Source organism: Chryseobacterium oncorhynchi (assembly GCF_002899895.1).
GTDB lineage: Bacteria > Bacteroidota > Bacteroidia > Flavobacteriales > Weeksellaceae > Chryseobacterium > Chryseobacterium oncorhynchi.
In genome coordinates, this window is sequence record NZ_PPEI02000005.1 from 100264 (window position 1) to 116825 (window position 16562).

General features: G+C 35.8%; 16 protein-coding genes. 11 read left to right on the forward strand and 5 right to left on the reverse strand.

The features are described 5' to 3' along the window. Positions 1–123: 123 nt before the first annotated feature. Entirely contained in the window at positions 124–1566 is a 1443-nt protein-coding gene (locus tag C1638_RS16275) for an aminoacyl-histidine dipeptidase (RefSeq protein WP_109622712.1), read from the forward strand. Positions 1567–1741: 175 nt separating this feature from the next. Then, positions 1742–2323, forward strand: a complete 582-nt coding sequence (locus tag C1638_RS16280) for an LOG family protein (RefSeq protein WP_109622714.1) — start codon at positions 1742–1744, stop codon at positions 2321–2323. A 96-nt stretch (positions 2324–2419) separates the two neighbouring features. Here the strand turns inward: C1638_RS16280 and C1638_RS16285 are convergent, their stop codons facing one another. Further along, positions 2420–2749 (reverse strand): 2Fe-2S iron-sulfur cluster-binding family protein, encoded by a 330-nt coding sequence (locus C1638_RS16285; RefSeq protein ID WP_109622716.1) that lies wholly within the window; start codon positions 2747–2749, stop codon positions 2420–2422. 12 nt (positions 2750–2761) lie between these two features. Then, the gene (locus C1638_RS16290) at positions 2762–3817 is read right to left on the reverse strand and encodes an NAD(P)/FAD-dependent oxidoreductase (protein WP_109622718.1); all 1056 of its coding nucleotides are present in this window, start codon (positions 3815–3817) and stop codon (positions 2762–2764) included. A 150-nt stretch (positions 3818–3967) separates the two neighbouring features. On the opposite strand from C1638_RS16290, the gene C1638_RS16295 reads away from it, so the two are divergent. Continuing rightward, on the forward strand, positions 3968–4738 hold the full coding sequence (locus C1638_RS16295; RefSeq protein ID WP_109622721.1) for a DUF3108 domain-containing protein: 771 nt from the start codon (positions 3968–3970) through the stop codon (positions 4736–4738). Between the two features lie 261 nt (positions 4739–4999). On the opposite strand, the gene pheS is transcribed toward C1638_RS16295, so the two are convergent. Together pheS and C1638_RS16305 are read right to left on the reverse strand one after the other, a co-directional pair. Further along, on the reverse strand, positions 5000–6010 hold the full coding sequence (gene pheS / locus C1638_RS16300) for a phenylalanine--tRNA ligase subunit alpha (protein ID WP_109622723.1): 1011 nt from the start codon (positions 6008–6010) through the stop codon (positions 5000–5002). A 127-nt stretch (positions 6011–6137) separates the two neighbouring features. Next, positions 6138–6797 (reverse strand): YceI family protein, encoded by a 660-nt coding sequence (locus C1638_RS16305; RefSeq protein WP_109622724.1) that lies wholly within the window; start codon positions 6795–6797, stop codon positions 6138–6140. A gap of 75 nt (positions 6798–6872) precedes the next feature. On the opposite strand from C1638_RS16305, the gene C1638_RS16310 reads away from it, so the two are divergent. Next, complete coding sequence (locus C1638_RS16310) at positions 6873–7808, forward strand: sulfate/molybdate ABC transporter ATP-binding protein (RefSeq protein WP_109622726.1); 936 nt, start codon at positions 6873–6875, stop codon at positions 7806–7808. Between the two features lie 324 nt (positions 7809–8132). Here C1638_RS16310 and C1638_RS16315 read toward each other — a convergent pair whose 3' ends face one another. Further along, positions 8133–8477: a zinc ribbon domain-containing protein YjdM gene (locus C1638_RS16315; RefSeq protein ID WP_109622728.1), complete on the reverse strand. Its 345-nt coding sequence runs from the start codon at positions 8475–8477 to the stop codon at positions 8133–8135. Between the two features lie 154 nt (positions 8478–8631). On the opposite strand from C1638_RS16315, the gene C1638_RS16320 reads away from it, so the two are divergent. The 7 genes from C1638_RS16320 to C1638_RS16350 all read left to right on the forward strand — a co-directional run bounded on the left by C1638_RS16320 (position 8632) and on the right by C1638_RS16350 (position 16537). Continuing rightward, positions 8632–9837: an RsmB/NOP family class I SAM-dependent RNA methyltransferase gene (locus tag C1638_RS16320; protein ID WP_109622730.1), complete on the forward strand. Its 1206-nt coding sequence runs from the start codon at positions 8632–8634 to the stop codon at positions 9835–9837. 186 nt (positions 9838–10023) lie between these two features. Next, on the forward strand, positions 10024–10338 hold the full coding sequence (locus C1638_RS16325; RefSeq protein WP_109622732.1) for a hypothetical protein: 315 nt from the start codon (positions 10024–10026) through the stop codon (positions 10336–10338). Between the two features lie 320 nt (positions 10339–10658). Beyond that, a complete protein-coding gene (asnB, locus tag C1638_RS16330; RefSeq protein ID WP_109622734.1) occupies positions 10659–12326 on the forward strand; it encodes an asparagine synthase B in 1668 nt (555 codons plus the stop codon). A 283-nt stretch (positions 12327–12609) separates the two neighbouring features. Beyond that, on the forward strand, positions 12610–13452 hold the full coding sequence (locus C1638_RS16335; RefSeq protein ID WP_228428191.1) for a hypothetical protein: 843 nt from the start codon (positions 12610–12612) through the stop codon (positions 13450–13452). A gap of 140 nt (positions 13453–13592) precedes the next feature. Next, positions 13593–14996 carry an MFS transporter gene (locus C1638_RS16340; RefSeq protein WP_109622738.1) on the forward strand — a complete coding sequence of 468 codons (1404 nt, stop codon included), beginning with the start codon at positions 13593–13595 and terminating at the stop codon, positions 14994–14996. Positions 14997–15136: 140 nt separating this feature from the next. Beyond that, positions 15137–16012 (forward strand): pirin family protein, encoded by an 876-nt coding sequence (locus C1638_RS16345; RefSeq protein ID WP_109622740.1) that lies wholly within the window; start codon positions 15137–15139, stop codon positions 16010–16012. 213 nt (positions 16013–16225) lie between these two features. Next, a complete protein-coding gene (locus tag C1638_RS16350) occupies positions 16226–16537 on the forward strand; it encodes a GNAT family N-acetyltransferase (protein WP_109622742.1) in 312 nt (103 codons plus the stop codon). Positions 16538–16562 lie beyond the last annotated feature (25 nt).

The window sequence follows — 16562 nt, forward strand, 5'->3', positions numbered from 1 at the left end:
GGATAAAAAAGCGGATTAGCCGATTCGTTATTTTTCCGTTTTGCCCTCCAAACCCATACAAAAATGCTTCTGTATTTCACAGAAGCATTTTTTATTTCGTAAATTTGAGAAAAATAAATTTCAATGGAATTATCTAATATAGAACCGCAGATAATCTGGAAAAACTTCTCCAAATTAAACGCAGTTCCAAGACCATCAAAAAAAGAGGAAAAAGTAATTGCTTTCATCAAGGGGTTTGGTGAAAATCTAGGATTGGAAACTACTGTAGATGAAGTAGGAAACGTAATTATTAAAAAACCGGCTACGGCAGGAATGGAAAACCGTAAGTCTATCGTACTTCAGTCTCACCTGGATATGGTTTGCCAGAAAAACAATGACGTTAATTTCGATTTTGAAACAGAAGGGATCAAAATGGAAATTGATGGTGACTGGGTAAAGGCAAAAGGAACAACTCTGGGAGCTGATAACGGTTTAGGAGTAGCTACCATTATGTCTATCCTTGAAAGTTCAGATATTCCACACCCCGCATTGGAAGCTTTATTCACTATTGATGAAGAAACAGGAATGACTGGAGCTATAGGTTTAAAACCAGGACAGCTTACAGGAGAAATTCTATTAAACCTTGATACGGAAGAAGATGACGAGATTGACATAGGTTGTGCCGGAGGTGTAGATGTTACCATCACTCAAAATTATGCTGTAGAAGCTCCAAAAGGACAAATTGTAAGACTTGAAGTTAAAGGTTTACAAGGTGGTCACTCCGGAATGGACATCCATAAAGGTTTTGGAAATTCAAATATTATCCTTGGAAGACTTCTTTACGTTGGATTGGAAAAACAAAATCTTGAAATTGTTTCTATTGACGGTGGAGGATTAAGAAATGCTATTCCTAGAGAAGGAGCAGCTGTTGTTTCAGTAAGAAATGCAGGTGAATTTATTGAAGCAGCGACCATTCTTAAAAAAGAAATTCTAGAAGAATTTGCTTCTGTAGAACCAGGAATCCAGATCAATATCGAAACCTCTACATCTTCTGATAAAGCTGTATCTGAAATAGATTCTAAGAAAATCATTCTTACATTAAAAGCTCTTCACAACGGGGTTTACAGAATGAGCCCGGATGTAGCCAACCTTGTGGAAGCTTCCAACAACGTAGCAAGAGTTGAATTAAAAGGTGGTGAACTTAAAATCTTAAACCTTACAAGATCATCCGTAGATTCTTCTAAATATTCTACAGCAGAGCAATTAAAATCTGTAGCAGAATTAGCAGGAATGAATGTAGTATTCAGTGGTTCTTACCCAGGATGGAAACCAAAACCAGGCTCTGAAATTGTACAGGTTATGGAAAAAATCTATACAGAGAAGTTTAATGAGAAACCTCATGTAGTAGCTTGTCATGCAGGACTTGAATGTGGTATCATCGGAGCTAATTATCCTGAGATGGAAATGGTAAGTTTTGGACCAACCATCAGAGGAGCACACTCTCCTGACGAAAAGGCAAATATCCCGTCTGCTCAGAAATTCTGGAGCTTCTTAAAGGATATTTTAGCAAATATTCCTCAGAAATAGAACATTAAAATAACTATATTGAATATCCAAAGTCTTTTGATTTTGGATATTTTTAATTTAAACCTACAGACTTTATATTAACCAAATAAGGACAGATAGATTAAAAATACATAACATATAAAAAAACTAGGCATATTTTCTTATCTTATTTGGTCTTAAAAAAAACATATAAATTATGAAGAGTATTACCGTATTCTGCGGCTCAAGTTTTGGCTCGCACAATATTTACAAAGAACAGGCATTTCTGCTGGGACAAACCTTAGCAAAACAAAATATACAGCTTATTTATGGCGGTGCAGATGTAGGTCTGATGGGAGCCGTAGCAGATGGAACCTTAAGTGAAAACGGAAAAGTAACCGGAGTACTCCCCCACTTTTTACAATCCAAGGAAATTGCCCATAAAAACCTGACCGAACTTATCCTCGTGGAAACCATGCACGAAAGAAAAACGAAAATGAATGATCTATGTGATGGCGTTATCGTTCTTCCGGGCGGCTATGGAACATTGGAGGAATTTTTTGAAATGATCACATGGGCGCAACTTGGTCTTCACAAAAAACCAATCGGGATTTTAAATATTGATGGATTTTATGATGATCTAATCAATCTGGTTCAAAATATGGTGGATAAAGGATTCTTAAAGCAAGTGAATAGGGATATGCTTCTGATTAGTGAGAATATTGACGACCTTCTTGAAAAGATGAAAAATTACGAGGCTCCTACCGTTGGAAAATGGATTTCTAAGGAAGAAGTTTAAATTCTATACTATTTTAATATCAATAGGAGCTACAATACAAAGTAAAACCCGTCCGGATTTTCCGGACGGGTTTCTTATTAAGATTAAAAAATATTTCTAAGGATAAGGAGCAATTTCCACTTCAAGTCCTTCCATTGCATCGGCAATATGTAACTGACATCCCAATCTGCTATTATCTTTCACGTGGAAAGCTTCAGCAAGCATAGCATCTTCTTCATCTCCCATCGACTCTAGCCCTGGGTCATTAATTACATACACCTGGCAGGAAGCACACATCGCCATTCCTCCACATACACCAATAGTACCTTCTTCAGCCAATTCATAAGCACGAATGATCTCCATTAAGTTCATGGACATATCCGTTGGAGCTACAACATCATGAATTACACCTTCTCTATCGGTGATTTTAATATTAACGTCTGACATAATTCTGCAAAATTAGTCAATTTTTTTCACAACAGCCTTCTCTGCTTCCTTACGGCTTCCATCGAACCCGTCTACTCCACTTACTGTTGTATATTTTAATACGAATTTTTTACCCGGATTAAGTCTGTTGTATACACTCTGACACATCAAAGTAGCCTCGTGGAAACCACAAAGAATCAACTTCAGTTTTCCAGGATATGTATTGATATCTCCAATAGCGTAAATACCATCAATATTTGTCTGGTAATCAAGAGCGTTGTTTACTACGATTGCATTTTTCTCGATATTTAATCCCCAGTTTCCGATCTCACCCAATTTTGGAGTCAACCCGAATAACGGAATGAAATAATCAGTTTCAATTTCGTAAGCATCTTCACCATCTTTCTGTACAGTAATTGCTTCTACTTTTCCGTCACCCTTGATACCGGTAACTTCTGCAGGAGTAATTAATTTAATTTTCCCTTGATTTTTCAGCTCCTGAACTTTCTCTACAGAATCCAAAGCTCCTCTGAACTCATTTCTTCTGTGAATCAAAGTCACTTCACTTGCAACATTGGAAAGGAAAACACTCCAGTCTAATGCAGAATCTCCACCTCCGGCAATAACAACTCTTTTATTTCTGAAATGTTCAGGTTCTTTAACGAAGTATTCCAGCCCTTTTTCCTCATAATCAGCTACATTATCAAAAGTAGGTTTTCTAGGTTCAAAAGTTCCCAATCCTCCTGCAATAGCAATAGCCTTACATCTGTGAACTGTTCCTTTATTTGTAATCACCTCAAACCACTCATCATCAACCTTTGTATAAGAAACAGCGGTTTCCCCTAAAGTAAACCCAGGTTGGAACTGCTTGATCTGCTCCATCAAATTATCCACCAATTCTCCAGCATTCACCGAAGGATACCCTGGAATATCGAAAATAGGCTTTTTCGGATAAAGTTCAGCCAATTGCCCTCCCGGCTGTGGAAGTGCATCAATAATGTGACACTTCATTTTTAAAAGACCAGCTTCAAAAACTGCAAAAAGTCCTGTAGGACCTGCACCTATGATCAATATATCAGTGGTTATCATAATTTAGATAATTTAATTATACATGTAACTGCAAATTTACTAATTTTAATGCGAAGCATATTTAATTGATTCTAAATAAAAACCTGAGATTTGTCAAATATCTATCATTTAAGATATTAAATTTGGCAATGTTTTTGTAAATGTCTTATTATGAAGAAAATTTTAACCCTTTTTGCAGTACTTATATTCTTTTTAGGCTCTGCCCAGATTGATAACATCGCAGACGGCGAATCCATCACTCTCAGGATCCATTATGGCTTCCTGAATGCCGGAACCGCTAACCTTACCACTAAAAAGACTACCTACAAAGGGATACCCCACTTATATGTAAAAGGTACAGGGGAAACTACAGGTGCCGTAAAGGCTTTCTTCAAAGTAGAAGACCTATATGAAAGTTTCATCAATACAGAAACGGGATTACCAAGTTTCTATGTAAGAAATGTACGCGAGGGAAGCTATCGTCAGCACCTTGAGACAGCTTTTAATCATGATAATAACACATTGATCTTAACGGATAAAAAGACCCCTGCCAATGGCTCTAAGGTAATAAAATCGGTGAAAGGAGTTCAGGATATGCTTTCATGTTTCTATTATCTGCGAAGCAAAAGCTCTGATGAATTGAAAGTAGGAACCATTATCAATATGAATGTATGGATTGATGATGAAATGTTCCCTTTTCAGCTAAAGGTAACAGGAATTGAAAATCTGAAAACCAAGTTCGGAACCATCAGTAGCCTAAAAATTATTCCGTCTGTGAAAAGCGGACGAGTATTTAAGGAAAAAGAAGGAGTAACGATGTGGGTTTCCAATGATGCCAATCATATCCCTTTACTTTTAAAGGCAGAACTGGCTGTTGGTTCCTTAAAGGCTAGTATTGATGATTATAAAAATGTAAAGTATCCTTTAAAGTTTAGTAAATAACAAACATTTAGTTTTTAAATATCAAGTCTGTAAATTTTACAGGCTTTTTTTATTTTCCAATGTAATACATCCTGAACACCAGTTGTCTTTATTATAGAGGCAGATAAAGAGCTGCAGCGTGTCAATACTTCATTGAGGGAAGTAGGGGCATAAGAAACAGACACGTGTAAATTTTTCAATAAGATCAGTTTTTAATTACGTTTTGTTTCTTAGGTCAGTAATTAAAAACAAAAACCTCCGGAGCTCCGGAGGTTTGATTTTTTATAATGTCTTGAATTGCTCCAAGGTTCTGATATCGTTTTCAAAGAACATTCTGATATCACTCATTTGGTAAAGAAGCATTGTAATTCTTTCAATACCCATTCCGAATGCATATCCTGAATATTTCTCAGAGTCAATATTTACATTTTTCAATACAGCAGGATCTACCATTCCACAACCCATGATTTCTAACCAACCTGTACCTTTTGTAATTCTGTAATCTGTTTCAGAGTTTAATCCCCAGTATACATCAATCTCAGCACTTGGCTCAGTGAACGGGAAATAAGATGGTCTCATTCTGATCTTGGATTTTCCGAAAAGCTCAGTGGTGAAGAACTGGATCGTTTGCTTTAAATCTGCAAAACTTACATTTTCATCAATATATAATCCCTCTATTTGGTGGAAAATACAGTGAGAACGTGAAGAGATTGCTTCATTTCTGAATACTCTTCCCGGAGATAAAATTCTGATTGGCGGCTGGTTTTCTTCCATATAACGGGTTTGTACAGAAGAAGTATGCGTTCTCAAAAGAATATCCGGATTTTGTTCAATAAAGAAAGTATCCTGCATATCTCTTGCCGGGTGGTATTCCGGAAGATTCAATGCTGTAAAGTTATGCCAGTCATCTTCAATCTCAGGACCATCTGCTACCGCAAAGCCAATAGATTTGAAGATTTCAATAATTCTGTTTTTAACCAGATTGATCGGATGTCTGGACCCCAATTCCAACGGAAAAGCAGGTCTTGTAAGATCTTCTTTTTCTACAACAATAGAAGACTCAGAAGAATTTTTCAAATCTTCTAATTTCCCTGCAACAGCCTGTTTCAAGGAGTTAATCTTTTGTCCGAATTCTTTCTTCTGGTCGTTAGGAACTTCTTTTAATGTTTCGTAAAAATCATTTAGAACTCCTTTCTTACCATTATACTTGATTCGGAAATTTTCGATTTCCTCTTTAGATGCAGTATTGAAGCCGTTTACTTCGATCAGTAGTTCTTCTATCTTTTCTATCATTATTTTACCCTTTCAAAATGTTTTGCAAAAATACGACTTTTAAGTTTAATAATAAGTCAGTCATAAAAAAATCTGCCTCTTTTTCGGGAGGCAGACTTCAATCACTTATTTCACTTAAATAAAAAAATTATTTCTTTTCTAAAGCTTTAACGCTGATCTGAAGAGTAACCTCATCCTTAATCACACCGTTTTCAGCAGGAGCCTGGAACTTTACCCCAAACTCTTCTCTCTTGATATCCTTAGGCTCAGTAGCAACACTTACTTCTCCATTGTTCACAGAAACATTCGCTTTAAACTGAACAGGCTTGGTAATTCCTTTAATTGTTAAATTACCATCCAAAAGAGTATTATAATCACCTTCAGTAGTAGGAGTAACCTTTGTAATTTCAAAAGAAGCTGTTGGAAATTTTTCAACTTCAAAGAAATCACCACTCTTAAGATGACCGTTTAATTTCCCCATATCTTCAGGACTGTCTTTTAAGTCCAAAGAAGTTAATGAGTTCATATCAGCAACAAATTTACCGCTTTCAAGCTTTCCATCCTTCACCGTAACATCTCCACTTTCGAATTTAATATTTCCAAAATGGCTCGTATTCTCAGATTTAAATACTTTATATCCTTTCCATTCAACCTTACTGTTTAGTGTATCCAAAGTGTACTGGCTACCATTCTTGGTAGTCGTCACCTCATTACTTTCACTGGTAAGCGGTTTATCTTTTTTACAAGAAACCACTACAGCAGCAATAAATAAAGCAGGAATAGCTAACGAAAACAGTTTTTTTCTCATTTTTGATTTATTTTTATTACTTCCGCTAATATAATAAAAAAAATTGTGTTTTCATAAAAACCTTACATTTGTAATATGCTATTAGAAATAAACAATTTATTTTTCTCTCATACCAAGGAAAAACCCCTGTTTCAAAACCTTAATTTAAGGTTTGAAGCCGGCAGGATTATTGCCCTGGCAGGAGAAAGCGGATGCGGAAAATCAACACTTCTCGGTTTAATCTACGGGCTTCTTAACTGGGAAAGTGGAGACATAATTTTTAATGGAAACAAGCTTTTGGGACCCAAAGGAAATCTTGTTCCCGGTGAAGCTGAAATGAAGTTCGTAGCACAGAATTTTGACCTGATGCCTTATGCTACCGTTGCCGAAAATGTAGGAAAGTTTATTTCAAATATCAATTTAGCTCAAAAAAGAAAAACCGTCATGGAGCTTCTGGAAGTAGTAGGGCTTCTGGAGTTTGCTGATGTGCTTCCAAAATACTTAAGTGGTGGTCAACAACAAAGAGTTGCCATTGCCAGAGCACTTTCTGTACTACCCAAACTTCTTATTTTAGATGAACCATTTAGTAATCTGGATTTCCCAAGAAAAATTGAACTTAGGGAAAGACTTTTCAGATATGTAAAACAACATCAGATATCTCTTATCATTTCCACTCACGAACTTCAGGATATCATGCCGTGGCTGGATCAGATTGTTATTCTTCAGAATGGAAGATTAATTCAGAATGACACCCCTGAAGAAACCTATCGAAACCCCTACAATGTCTATGTCGCCAAATTATTTGGTGAAGTAAATATTTTCAGTGAAGATGAAATTATTGATTTTGGACTTTCAAAACCTACATACTATCCTAAAGAGATTAAAATCTCCGAAACCGGCGTTGAGGCAGAAATTCTTGAAAGCAGATTTGCAGGAAACTATTATTGGAATAAGATTAAAGCAAGAAATAAGGAACTTATAATCTATACCGATGAGAAACTGAATACCTCTGTGACCGTTTCATTTATTTAGGAATAAAATACTAAAAAGATAAAGTTGTGAAAGGAGTATTGGCTCGTAGTTTTCACTCTATCCCATCAACATAACTTATACATTTTCAATATGCTGTGGATAAAAAAAAATACAAACATAAGAATTGGTTCTAAAACTTTTTCTTACATTTGTATCTCTACAGCTTAAGGAAATTTTTGGTTAATTCTCTTTCTGCCTCCTAGACGGACATCAGCAATCTTGCGATTAAGTCTATTGAAAGATTACACTGTCCAATCTTTTCCTTTTTTTATTGACGGACCTTTACAGTTTAACACCAAGCCCAGTCTTTAAAAATAAATTATTTTATGCTTTCTTCACAAATTCAGACTTTAAAGCCATTGCTCCAAAACCATCTATTTTACAGTCGATATTGTGATCACTTCCTGGTCTTAAACGAATATTTTTCACTTTAGTACCCGCTTTTACCGGTTTAGGTGCTCCTTTTACAGGAAGATCCTTTACTACCACTACAGAATCACCATCCTGAAGTTCATTTCCGTTAGAGTCCAATATTTTACCCTCGCTTGCTGCTTCTGATGCTGTTTCCTCAGGATTCCATTCGTAGAAGCACTGAGAGCATACCATCATGTTATCACTTGGATAGGTAAACTCGGAACTACATTTCGGACAAAGTACTGTATCACTCATATTTTAATTTTTTGCAAAGGTAGAGCTTTTTGAACGTTGAAGTCAAGAGTATAAAGGTGAGATATCAGAAAAAGGAAACATAACCTTAAAACACAAAATCTAAACTCTCAACTTAAATTCGTATTTTTGCAGATTCAAACAGCGAAGCAAATTTATGGAACTTATTCACAGAAACTTGGCAATCGGAATTCACGATGCCTTACTAGAAACATTTTTTGAAAAAAACAAATATGCAGATAAAGTTATTGAAAGACTTTTGAAAGCAAACAGAAAATGGGGAAGCCAGGACAGAGCCGTTGTTTCTGAGATTTTCTACAATATCATCCGTTGGAAAAAACGCCTTGAGTATTATATGGGTGAAGGGATAAAACCCAGCAATATTTATAAACTTATCCTTGCTTACCTTCTTTGGAGCAAAACCAATTATAAAAAGTTTGAAGAATTTGACGGAATTAAGATTGCAGACATTCTTACTAAGCTTAAGAAAAATACAGTTCCTACTAAGGCAATAGAACATTCTATTCCAGACTGGTTGGCTGAAACACTAGAAAAAGAACTGGGAGCTAACTGGGAAAGAGAAATGCTTGCCCTAAATGAACAGGCACCAACTGTTTTAAGGTCGAATTCTTTAAAAACAACTACAAAGGAGCTTATTTCTGATCTTTCGGACGAGGGAGTTGTTTCTTTCTCTATCCAAAATTATCCTGATGCAGTACAACTTGAGGAGAAAAAGAATGTTTTCCTTACTACCGCTTTTAAAGAGGGATTATTTGAAGTTCAGGATGCCTCTTCACAAAAAATCGGTTATTTTCTTGACGTTAAAGAAGGGCAGAGAGTTGTAGACGCATGTGCAGGAGCAGGTGGAAAAACTCTTCATTTGGCTGCTTTAATGAAAAATAAAGGTCAGATTATAGCGTTGGATATTTTTGAGTGGAAGTTGGCAGAATTGAAGCGTCGTGCAAAAAGAGCTGGTGCTCATAATATTGAAACACGTATGATTTCCGACAACAAGGTTATTAAACGTCTTCATGAAAAAGCAGACAGACTATTGATTGATGCTCCATGTTCAGGTCTTGGGGTTTTGAAAAGAAATCCGGACAGTAAATGGAAGATTGATCAGGACTTTATCGACAGAATAAAAAAGGAACAACAGCAGATTCTTCAGGATTATTCTAAAATGTTGAAAATAGGTGGAAAAATGGTATATGCGACATGTTCTATTCTACCATCTGAAAACAATAAGCAGGTAGAGGAATTCCTTAAAAATAATCCGGGTTATAAAATGATCAAGGATGATAAGGTAATGCCTAGTGAAGGATATGACGGATTCTATATGGCATTGATCGAAAGAATTTCTTAATTCATTTTTAAAATATAAAGATAAAAACTACTCTAAAGGGTAGTTTTTTCTGTTTTTTAAACTATTTATTAAAAATATAGTGTAACATTTTACACCCATTCTCTACTAACTCTATAGATTAACCCGTTTTGATGCAGCAAGGCTACTTCCATTAATTGAAATAGTACTCCTGCAACCTCATCCATTATGTATAAAAGAAATATAATCAACTTTTTGGCGATCTTCTTATTCTGCCTGTATTCAGCACAGGCCAAGGAAGTATGCTGTATCAGTTCTTATAATGGAAAGACGCTATCAGTTACAAACCGGTATCAAACAAACTATAATTTCACCTCCTATTCATTTTTAAAGCCTGGAAAGATCATGTCAGCAAGCCAACATGATATTACGCTCATCTATGATACATATAGGGAAGAAATAAGCCCCCACAGCCAAAGTTTCGCAAAAGGCACAGATGTCAGATTATGGAATATTACAGAAGCTTTACTAAAGGTCCTATAAAAACAAAACCTTCTTGCATGAGAATTGCAAGAAGGTAAAAACACAAATGATGAAAAAAAATTATTTCGAGCCACAAAGAAAGGACTAAAATTCATATAATAAATTACCATAGATTAATAAATATGTCATTTTTATTTCGTATAGAGGTTACACTTATTTTAGCCCAACGAAAAAAATTAACCAAAAAACGTACTTATCACTTAAAATAGTTAATATTTTTCTTTGAAACAAGCTATTTAATTAAAAATATCAACTATTAGTATTTTTTAATTGTTATTTATAAACAACACTTATACTTTTGTTTCATAAATAATAAAAATATGTGTGGAATTGTATGTCTATTTGACGCCAAGCAGAAAACCGAAGTACTAAGACCCCAGGTTTTGGAAATGTCAAAAAAGATCCGTCACAGAGGACCGGATTGGAGTGGGGTTTTTCAGGATGAAAAAGTAGTGTTCTCTCATGAAAGACTTGCTATTGTAGATCCTACTTCAGGAAAGCAGCCTCTATTTACAAAAGATAAAAAGATCGTATTAGCCGTAAACGGTGAAATCTATAACCATAGAGAACTAAAAGAAGAATTTCCTGATTATGAGTTTCAGACACTATCTGACTGTGAGGTAATCCTGGCTCTTTATCAAAAGTATGGAAAAGACTTCGTTGAAAAACTGAACGGAATTTTCGCATTCTCCTTGTATGACACTGAAAAAGACGTTTATCTCATTGCCCGTGATCACATGGGAATCTGTCCTCTATATCAGGGATGGGATAAGAACGGAAACTATTATGTAGCTTCTGAATTGAAAGCATTGGAAGGCGTTTGTAAGAAAATTGAAACTTTTTTACCCGGACATCTAGTTTACAGCAAAGATGGCAGTGAACTACAACAATGGTACACAAGAGAATGGGACAGCTTTGATCATGTAAAAGATAATGAAACAGATATTTCAAAATTGAGAAAAGGTCTTGAAGATGCTGTTCACAGACAATTGATGAGTGATGTCCCTTATGGAGTATTACTTTCCGGAGGCTTGGATTCCTCTGTTATCTCAGCAATTACTGCAAAATTTGCAAGACAGAGAATTGAAAGTGGAGACACTCAAGAAGCATGGTACCCAAGACTTCACAGTTTTGCTGTAGGACTGGTAGGGTCCCCGGACCTTGTTGCTGCCCAAAAAGCAGCAGAGCATATCGGATCTGTTCACCATGAAGTAAACTTTACTGTTCAGGAAGGATTGGATGCTGTACGTGATGTGATCTATCATTTGGAAACTTATGATGTAACCACCATCAGAGCCTCTACCCCAATGTATCTTTTAGCAAGAGTAATCAAGTCAATGGGAATCAAAATGGTACTTTCCGGAGAGGGTTCAGATGAACTGTTCGGAGGTTATTTATACTTCCACAAAGCGCCTAACGCTAAGGAATTCCATGATGAAACAGTAAGAAAGTTAGGAAAACTTCACCTTTATGATTGTTTAAGAGCCAACAAGGCATTAATGAGCTGGGGAATAGAAGGCAGAGTTCCTTTCCTAGACAAGGAATTCATGGATATTGCCATGACCATTAACCCAAAAGACAAAATGATCAATGTTCCTGAGGGGAAAATTGAAAAATGGGTACTAAGAAAAGCCTTTGAAGATCTTCTTCCTGCATCTATTGCATGGAGACAAAAAGAACAATTTTCAGATGGTGTAGGCTACTCTTGGATCGATACTTTAAAAGAGGTTGCAGAGAAAGAGGTTTCTGACGAGATGATGACGAATGCAAGATTCAGGTTCCCGCTGAACACGCCACAGAATAAGGAAGAATACCGATACAGAACCATTTTTGAAGAGCATTTCCCAAGTGAAACAGCTGCAGCTACGGTTCCTTCTGTTCCATCCGTTGCGTGCTCCACTCCTATTGCTTTGGAATGGGATGAAGCGTTCAAAAAAATGAATGACCCGAGCGGAAGAGCTGTGAAAGTGCATGAAACATCTTACTAAGAATATGAGGTTTTGAAATTTTTACAAAATTAATTATGAAAGGTCAATTCATTGTAGTTCTGAACTTTTCATAGAACATGACCATTCACGATTCGCTTACGAGACAAACATTTAATTTTAAAAATTGGACTTTTCCGAGTTCTAATATTCGGGTTCTAATTTCTAAAATTCACACAAAATTTATCAATCCTGTAGCAATACAGGATTTTCTTTTGAATTAACAGCAATAATATCGACATAATTTAGCTGACAATCAAAAATAATATCTAATAAATAATTATATTTGGAAAACGAAAATATCAATTATAAAAAAATGAGAAGAAACCTTACTGTTTTATTTGCCTTATTATCCATAAGTTTTGCTTTTGGACAGGGAAAATACGGCAAATACCTGAACTCAAAAAAGCTTGCTTTGGCTTATAAAAGTGTGAAAGATGCTGATAAAGATGACTACTATCAACAATTTTACTGGTTGGTAAAGGCTGAACAACTTAAAACTTATCCTCACCTTAAGGATATCAAACCTATAGTTCTGTATCAATTTGTAAAAAAAGTGAATCCTCAGAATCCAACAAAAAAACTGGATGACAGAAGTAAGGAATTAAGAGCAACTGCAGAATTATCTTTAAATCAATATTTTAAAAACAAGAATTTTGAAAATAATTCTGTTTTAATGTATAACCTTGAAACCTATGTAGACCCTTCAAAAGGACAATTTTACACTAAGGTTGACCCTGAAAAGATCAAGGAAATGGTTCCAAAGGAATTGTTTGCTTTCAACTCGGTTAACAGAAACATGGGAGAAGAGAAAACGTATTATCTTTGGGTTGACAAGAAGAAAGATGATCTGAACATTATAGATATCATTCCTAATGAAAAAGAAGATAAGGCATTCTACACAAGATTAAAACAATATCTTCCTAGCTATAAGTTTTCAAAATATGTTCCATCTGTGAAAAAAGGGAACAAATCGGATAAAACGGATGTTGAATATTACTACATCATGCCGTTTGAGCAAAACACCGATAACATTGAATATAAAACAAAGGATTTCAAAAATTTCACTTTAAGCCAGTATAGAAAAGCCGGTGACGAATGGAAAGGAGTAGAAAAACCTAGAAAATAAATTGAAAAGTCCTGTGATATCTCGCAGGACTTTTTTAATTTTATATGGATTTCTTTATCTAAGAATCAAATTGCTTAAAGCAAGCATTTTTTTCAAATAAAATAAGTCTGGACGTTTTTGAATATTCCAGCCTGTAGAACATGACGGAAACAAGCTCTCAACCGACACCCATAAAAAAAATTCTCCCCCTGATTCTGGCCACTGCTATTTTTATGCAAATGCTGGATTCTACAATTCTGAATACTTCCCTGCCCTCCATCGCAAAGGATCTTCATGAATCTCCATTAAATATGCAGAATGCCATCATCAGCTACGTTCTGACACTGGCTGTTTTTATGCCAGCGAGTGGTTTTTTGGCAGATAGATTTGGAACAAAAAAGATCTTTATCTTCTCCTTGGTTTTATTCAGTCTTGGTTCGTTATTTTGTTCATTATCTCAAAACCTGACTCATTTGGTTATTTCAAGGGTAATCCAGGGAGTTGGCGGAAGTTTGATGACCCCGGTTGGAAAATTAGCTCTTATTAAAACATTTGACAAAAGTGAACTTCTTAAAGCCATGAATTTTGCCATTATCCCTGCTCTTATCGGCCCTGTATTAGGTCCGTTAGTTGGAGGTTATATGGTAGATTATCTTTCCTGGCACTGGATATTTCTTATTAATATTCCTATTGGTATTCTGGGTATTATTTTAGGCTTAAAATTTATGCCCAATTATAAATCTGATGATGTTGATTTTGATCTGAAAGGTTTCTTAATCTTTGCAGCAGCTTCTCTCCTACTTTCTGTTTCTTTGGAACTTTTCGGAGACATACAAAACATCACGCCTGTGCTTCTTGTATTTATTTTAGGCTTCCTTTTTCTTTATTATTACTATAAGCATGCAAAAAGAGGAGGCAATCCTATCTTTCCATTAAATTTATTTCAGGTAAGAACCTTCCGTGTTGGAATTGTGGGAAATCTGGCCACCAGACTTGGAATCAGTTCTGTTCCACTACTCCTTCCGTTGATGATACAGATTGCCTATAAACAATCGGCAGTAACTTCGGGATGGATTATTGCTCCAATGGCTTTAACGGCCATATTCGGGAAATCATCAGTTATTAAAATTCTGGACAAATATGGTTATCGACAAACCCTTATGGTGAATACATTCATCATTGGAACCCTAATCTGTCTATTGGCGATTCCTGATATTCACACTTCCCTGTATTGGTTTGTCCCCATTATTGCGGTGCTAGGATTCTTCAACTCCATTCAGTTTACCTCCATGAATACGATTTCCATTGCGGATCTTAGAAACTTCCAGACCAGTAGCGGAAATTCTTTGATATCCGTAAATCAGCAGCTTGCCATTGGGTTTGGTATTGCATTCGGATTGATTGTATTAAAGTTATTTGAAAATACAGATCTAATTCAGGGTGAGATTCACAATGCTTTCCGATACACATTTCTCACGGTAGGAATACTGACTATTTTATCGGGATTTGTCTTTAGAAGGTTACATATTTCGGATGGTAAAAATATGAAGTCGAAAGAAGAATAAGGGTAAGCAAAACGGTAAAAGAGTAAAGGGTGCTGACAATGCACAATATGTTACCACTTTGGCTCAATACGAACTTATCACAGATCAATGTTTCTGACTTATAACTATGGTACTTTTGTTCATATAAAATCAACAATATTATGGCAACTAAAAAAGTAGAAATAGTAGTATCTCCAAGACCTGCACACTTCGTAGGTGATGGTTTTAGAGTTCATAATTTTATTCCAGGCGTACAGGGACTAGACATGAAAAGAATGGACCCGTTCATTATGCTTGATTATAATTCAAAATTTCATTTCAACGGTTCAGAAAGACCAAGAGGCGTGGGTGTTCATCCACACAGAGGTTTTGAAACGGTAACAATAGCATATAGTGGTAAAGTAGAACATCATGACAGTGCCGGTGGTGGCGGTGTCATTGGTGAAGGTGATGTACAATGGATGACCGCAGCAAAAGGTGTTCTTCACAAGGAATATCATGAAACAGAATGGGCAAAACAAGGAGGAATCTTTCAGATGGTTCAGCTTTGGGTAAATCTTCCTGCAAAGGATAAAATGAGTACGCCAAAATATCAGGCTATTGAAAACTCCAAGATGGAGAATGTGGATTTAGGAGAAAATGGATTGGTGGAAGTCATTGCCGGAGAATATAACGGACATAGTGGCCCTGCCGATACTTTTACACCAGTTCATATGATGAATGCAAAACTTAAGGCGGGAGGAAAGGCTGAATTCAATTTTCCTGCTCACTTTAATACAGCAGCCCTAGTTATTGAGGGCAATATCATCATCAACGGAGATGAAAACATTAAGGCAGATCATTTTGCCCTATTTAAAAACGAGGGTGAAACGTTTACCATTGAAGCAAAAGAAGATTCTGTAGTTTTAATCATCAGCGGAGAACCAATTAATGAACCTATCTATCCTCACGGACCTTTTGTGATGAATTCCAGAGAGGAAATCATGCAGGCATTTGAGGATTTTAATACCGGAAAGTTTGGCTATCTGGAGGATTAGTAAAATTAAATTTTCCTTAATCTTTGATTGTTCCTTTTTTATTAACTTTATATAATGATGTCGGGTTATATGTAAAGGAACAGGATTTATATTGTATTTAAATGATGCAACGGACAAAGTTTATCGATTTTAAAATCAATAAGATTCCGTTCTCAACAACAATTAATAAGATCTTGTTCCTTTATAAAACCCATAACTTTTAATACGAAAATTATGAAACCAGAATTTGAAAACATACCCCTTACAAAAACCGATAAAAGATTTGAAATTGATGTCAATGGACACTTTGCTTTCATTAATTATCGCGAAACTACTCATCAGATTGCTTTAATTCATACGGAAGCTGAACCAGAGCTTGCAGGAACAGGTGCCGCAGCAGCCGTGGTGGAAAAAACCTTACATTATATTGAAGAAAGCGGTAAAAAGCTTCTTCCGTTCTGCCCCTACGTTTTTGCCTTTATTAAAAAGCATCCTGAATGGAAACGTATTGTGGATGAAAAATTTGAAGGATATGATAAACTTTAAATTCTTCTCAGGAACATTCATTTAA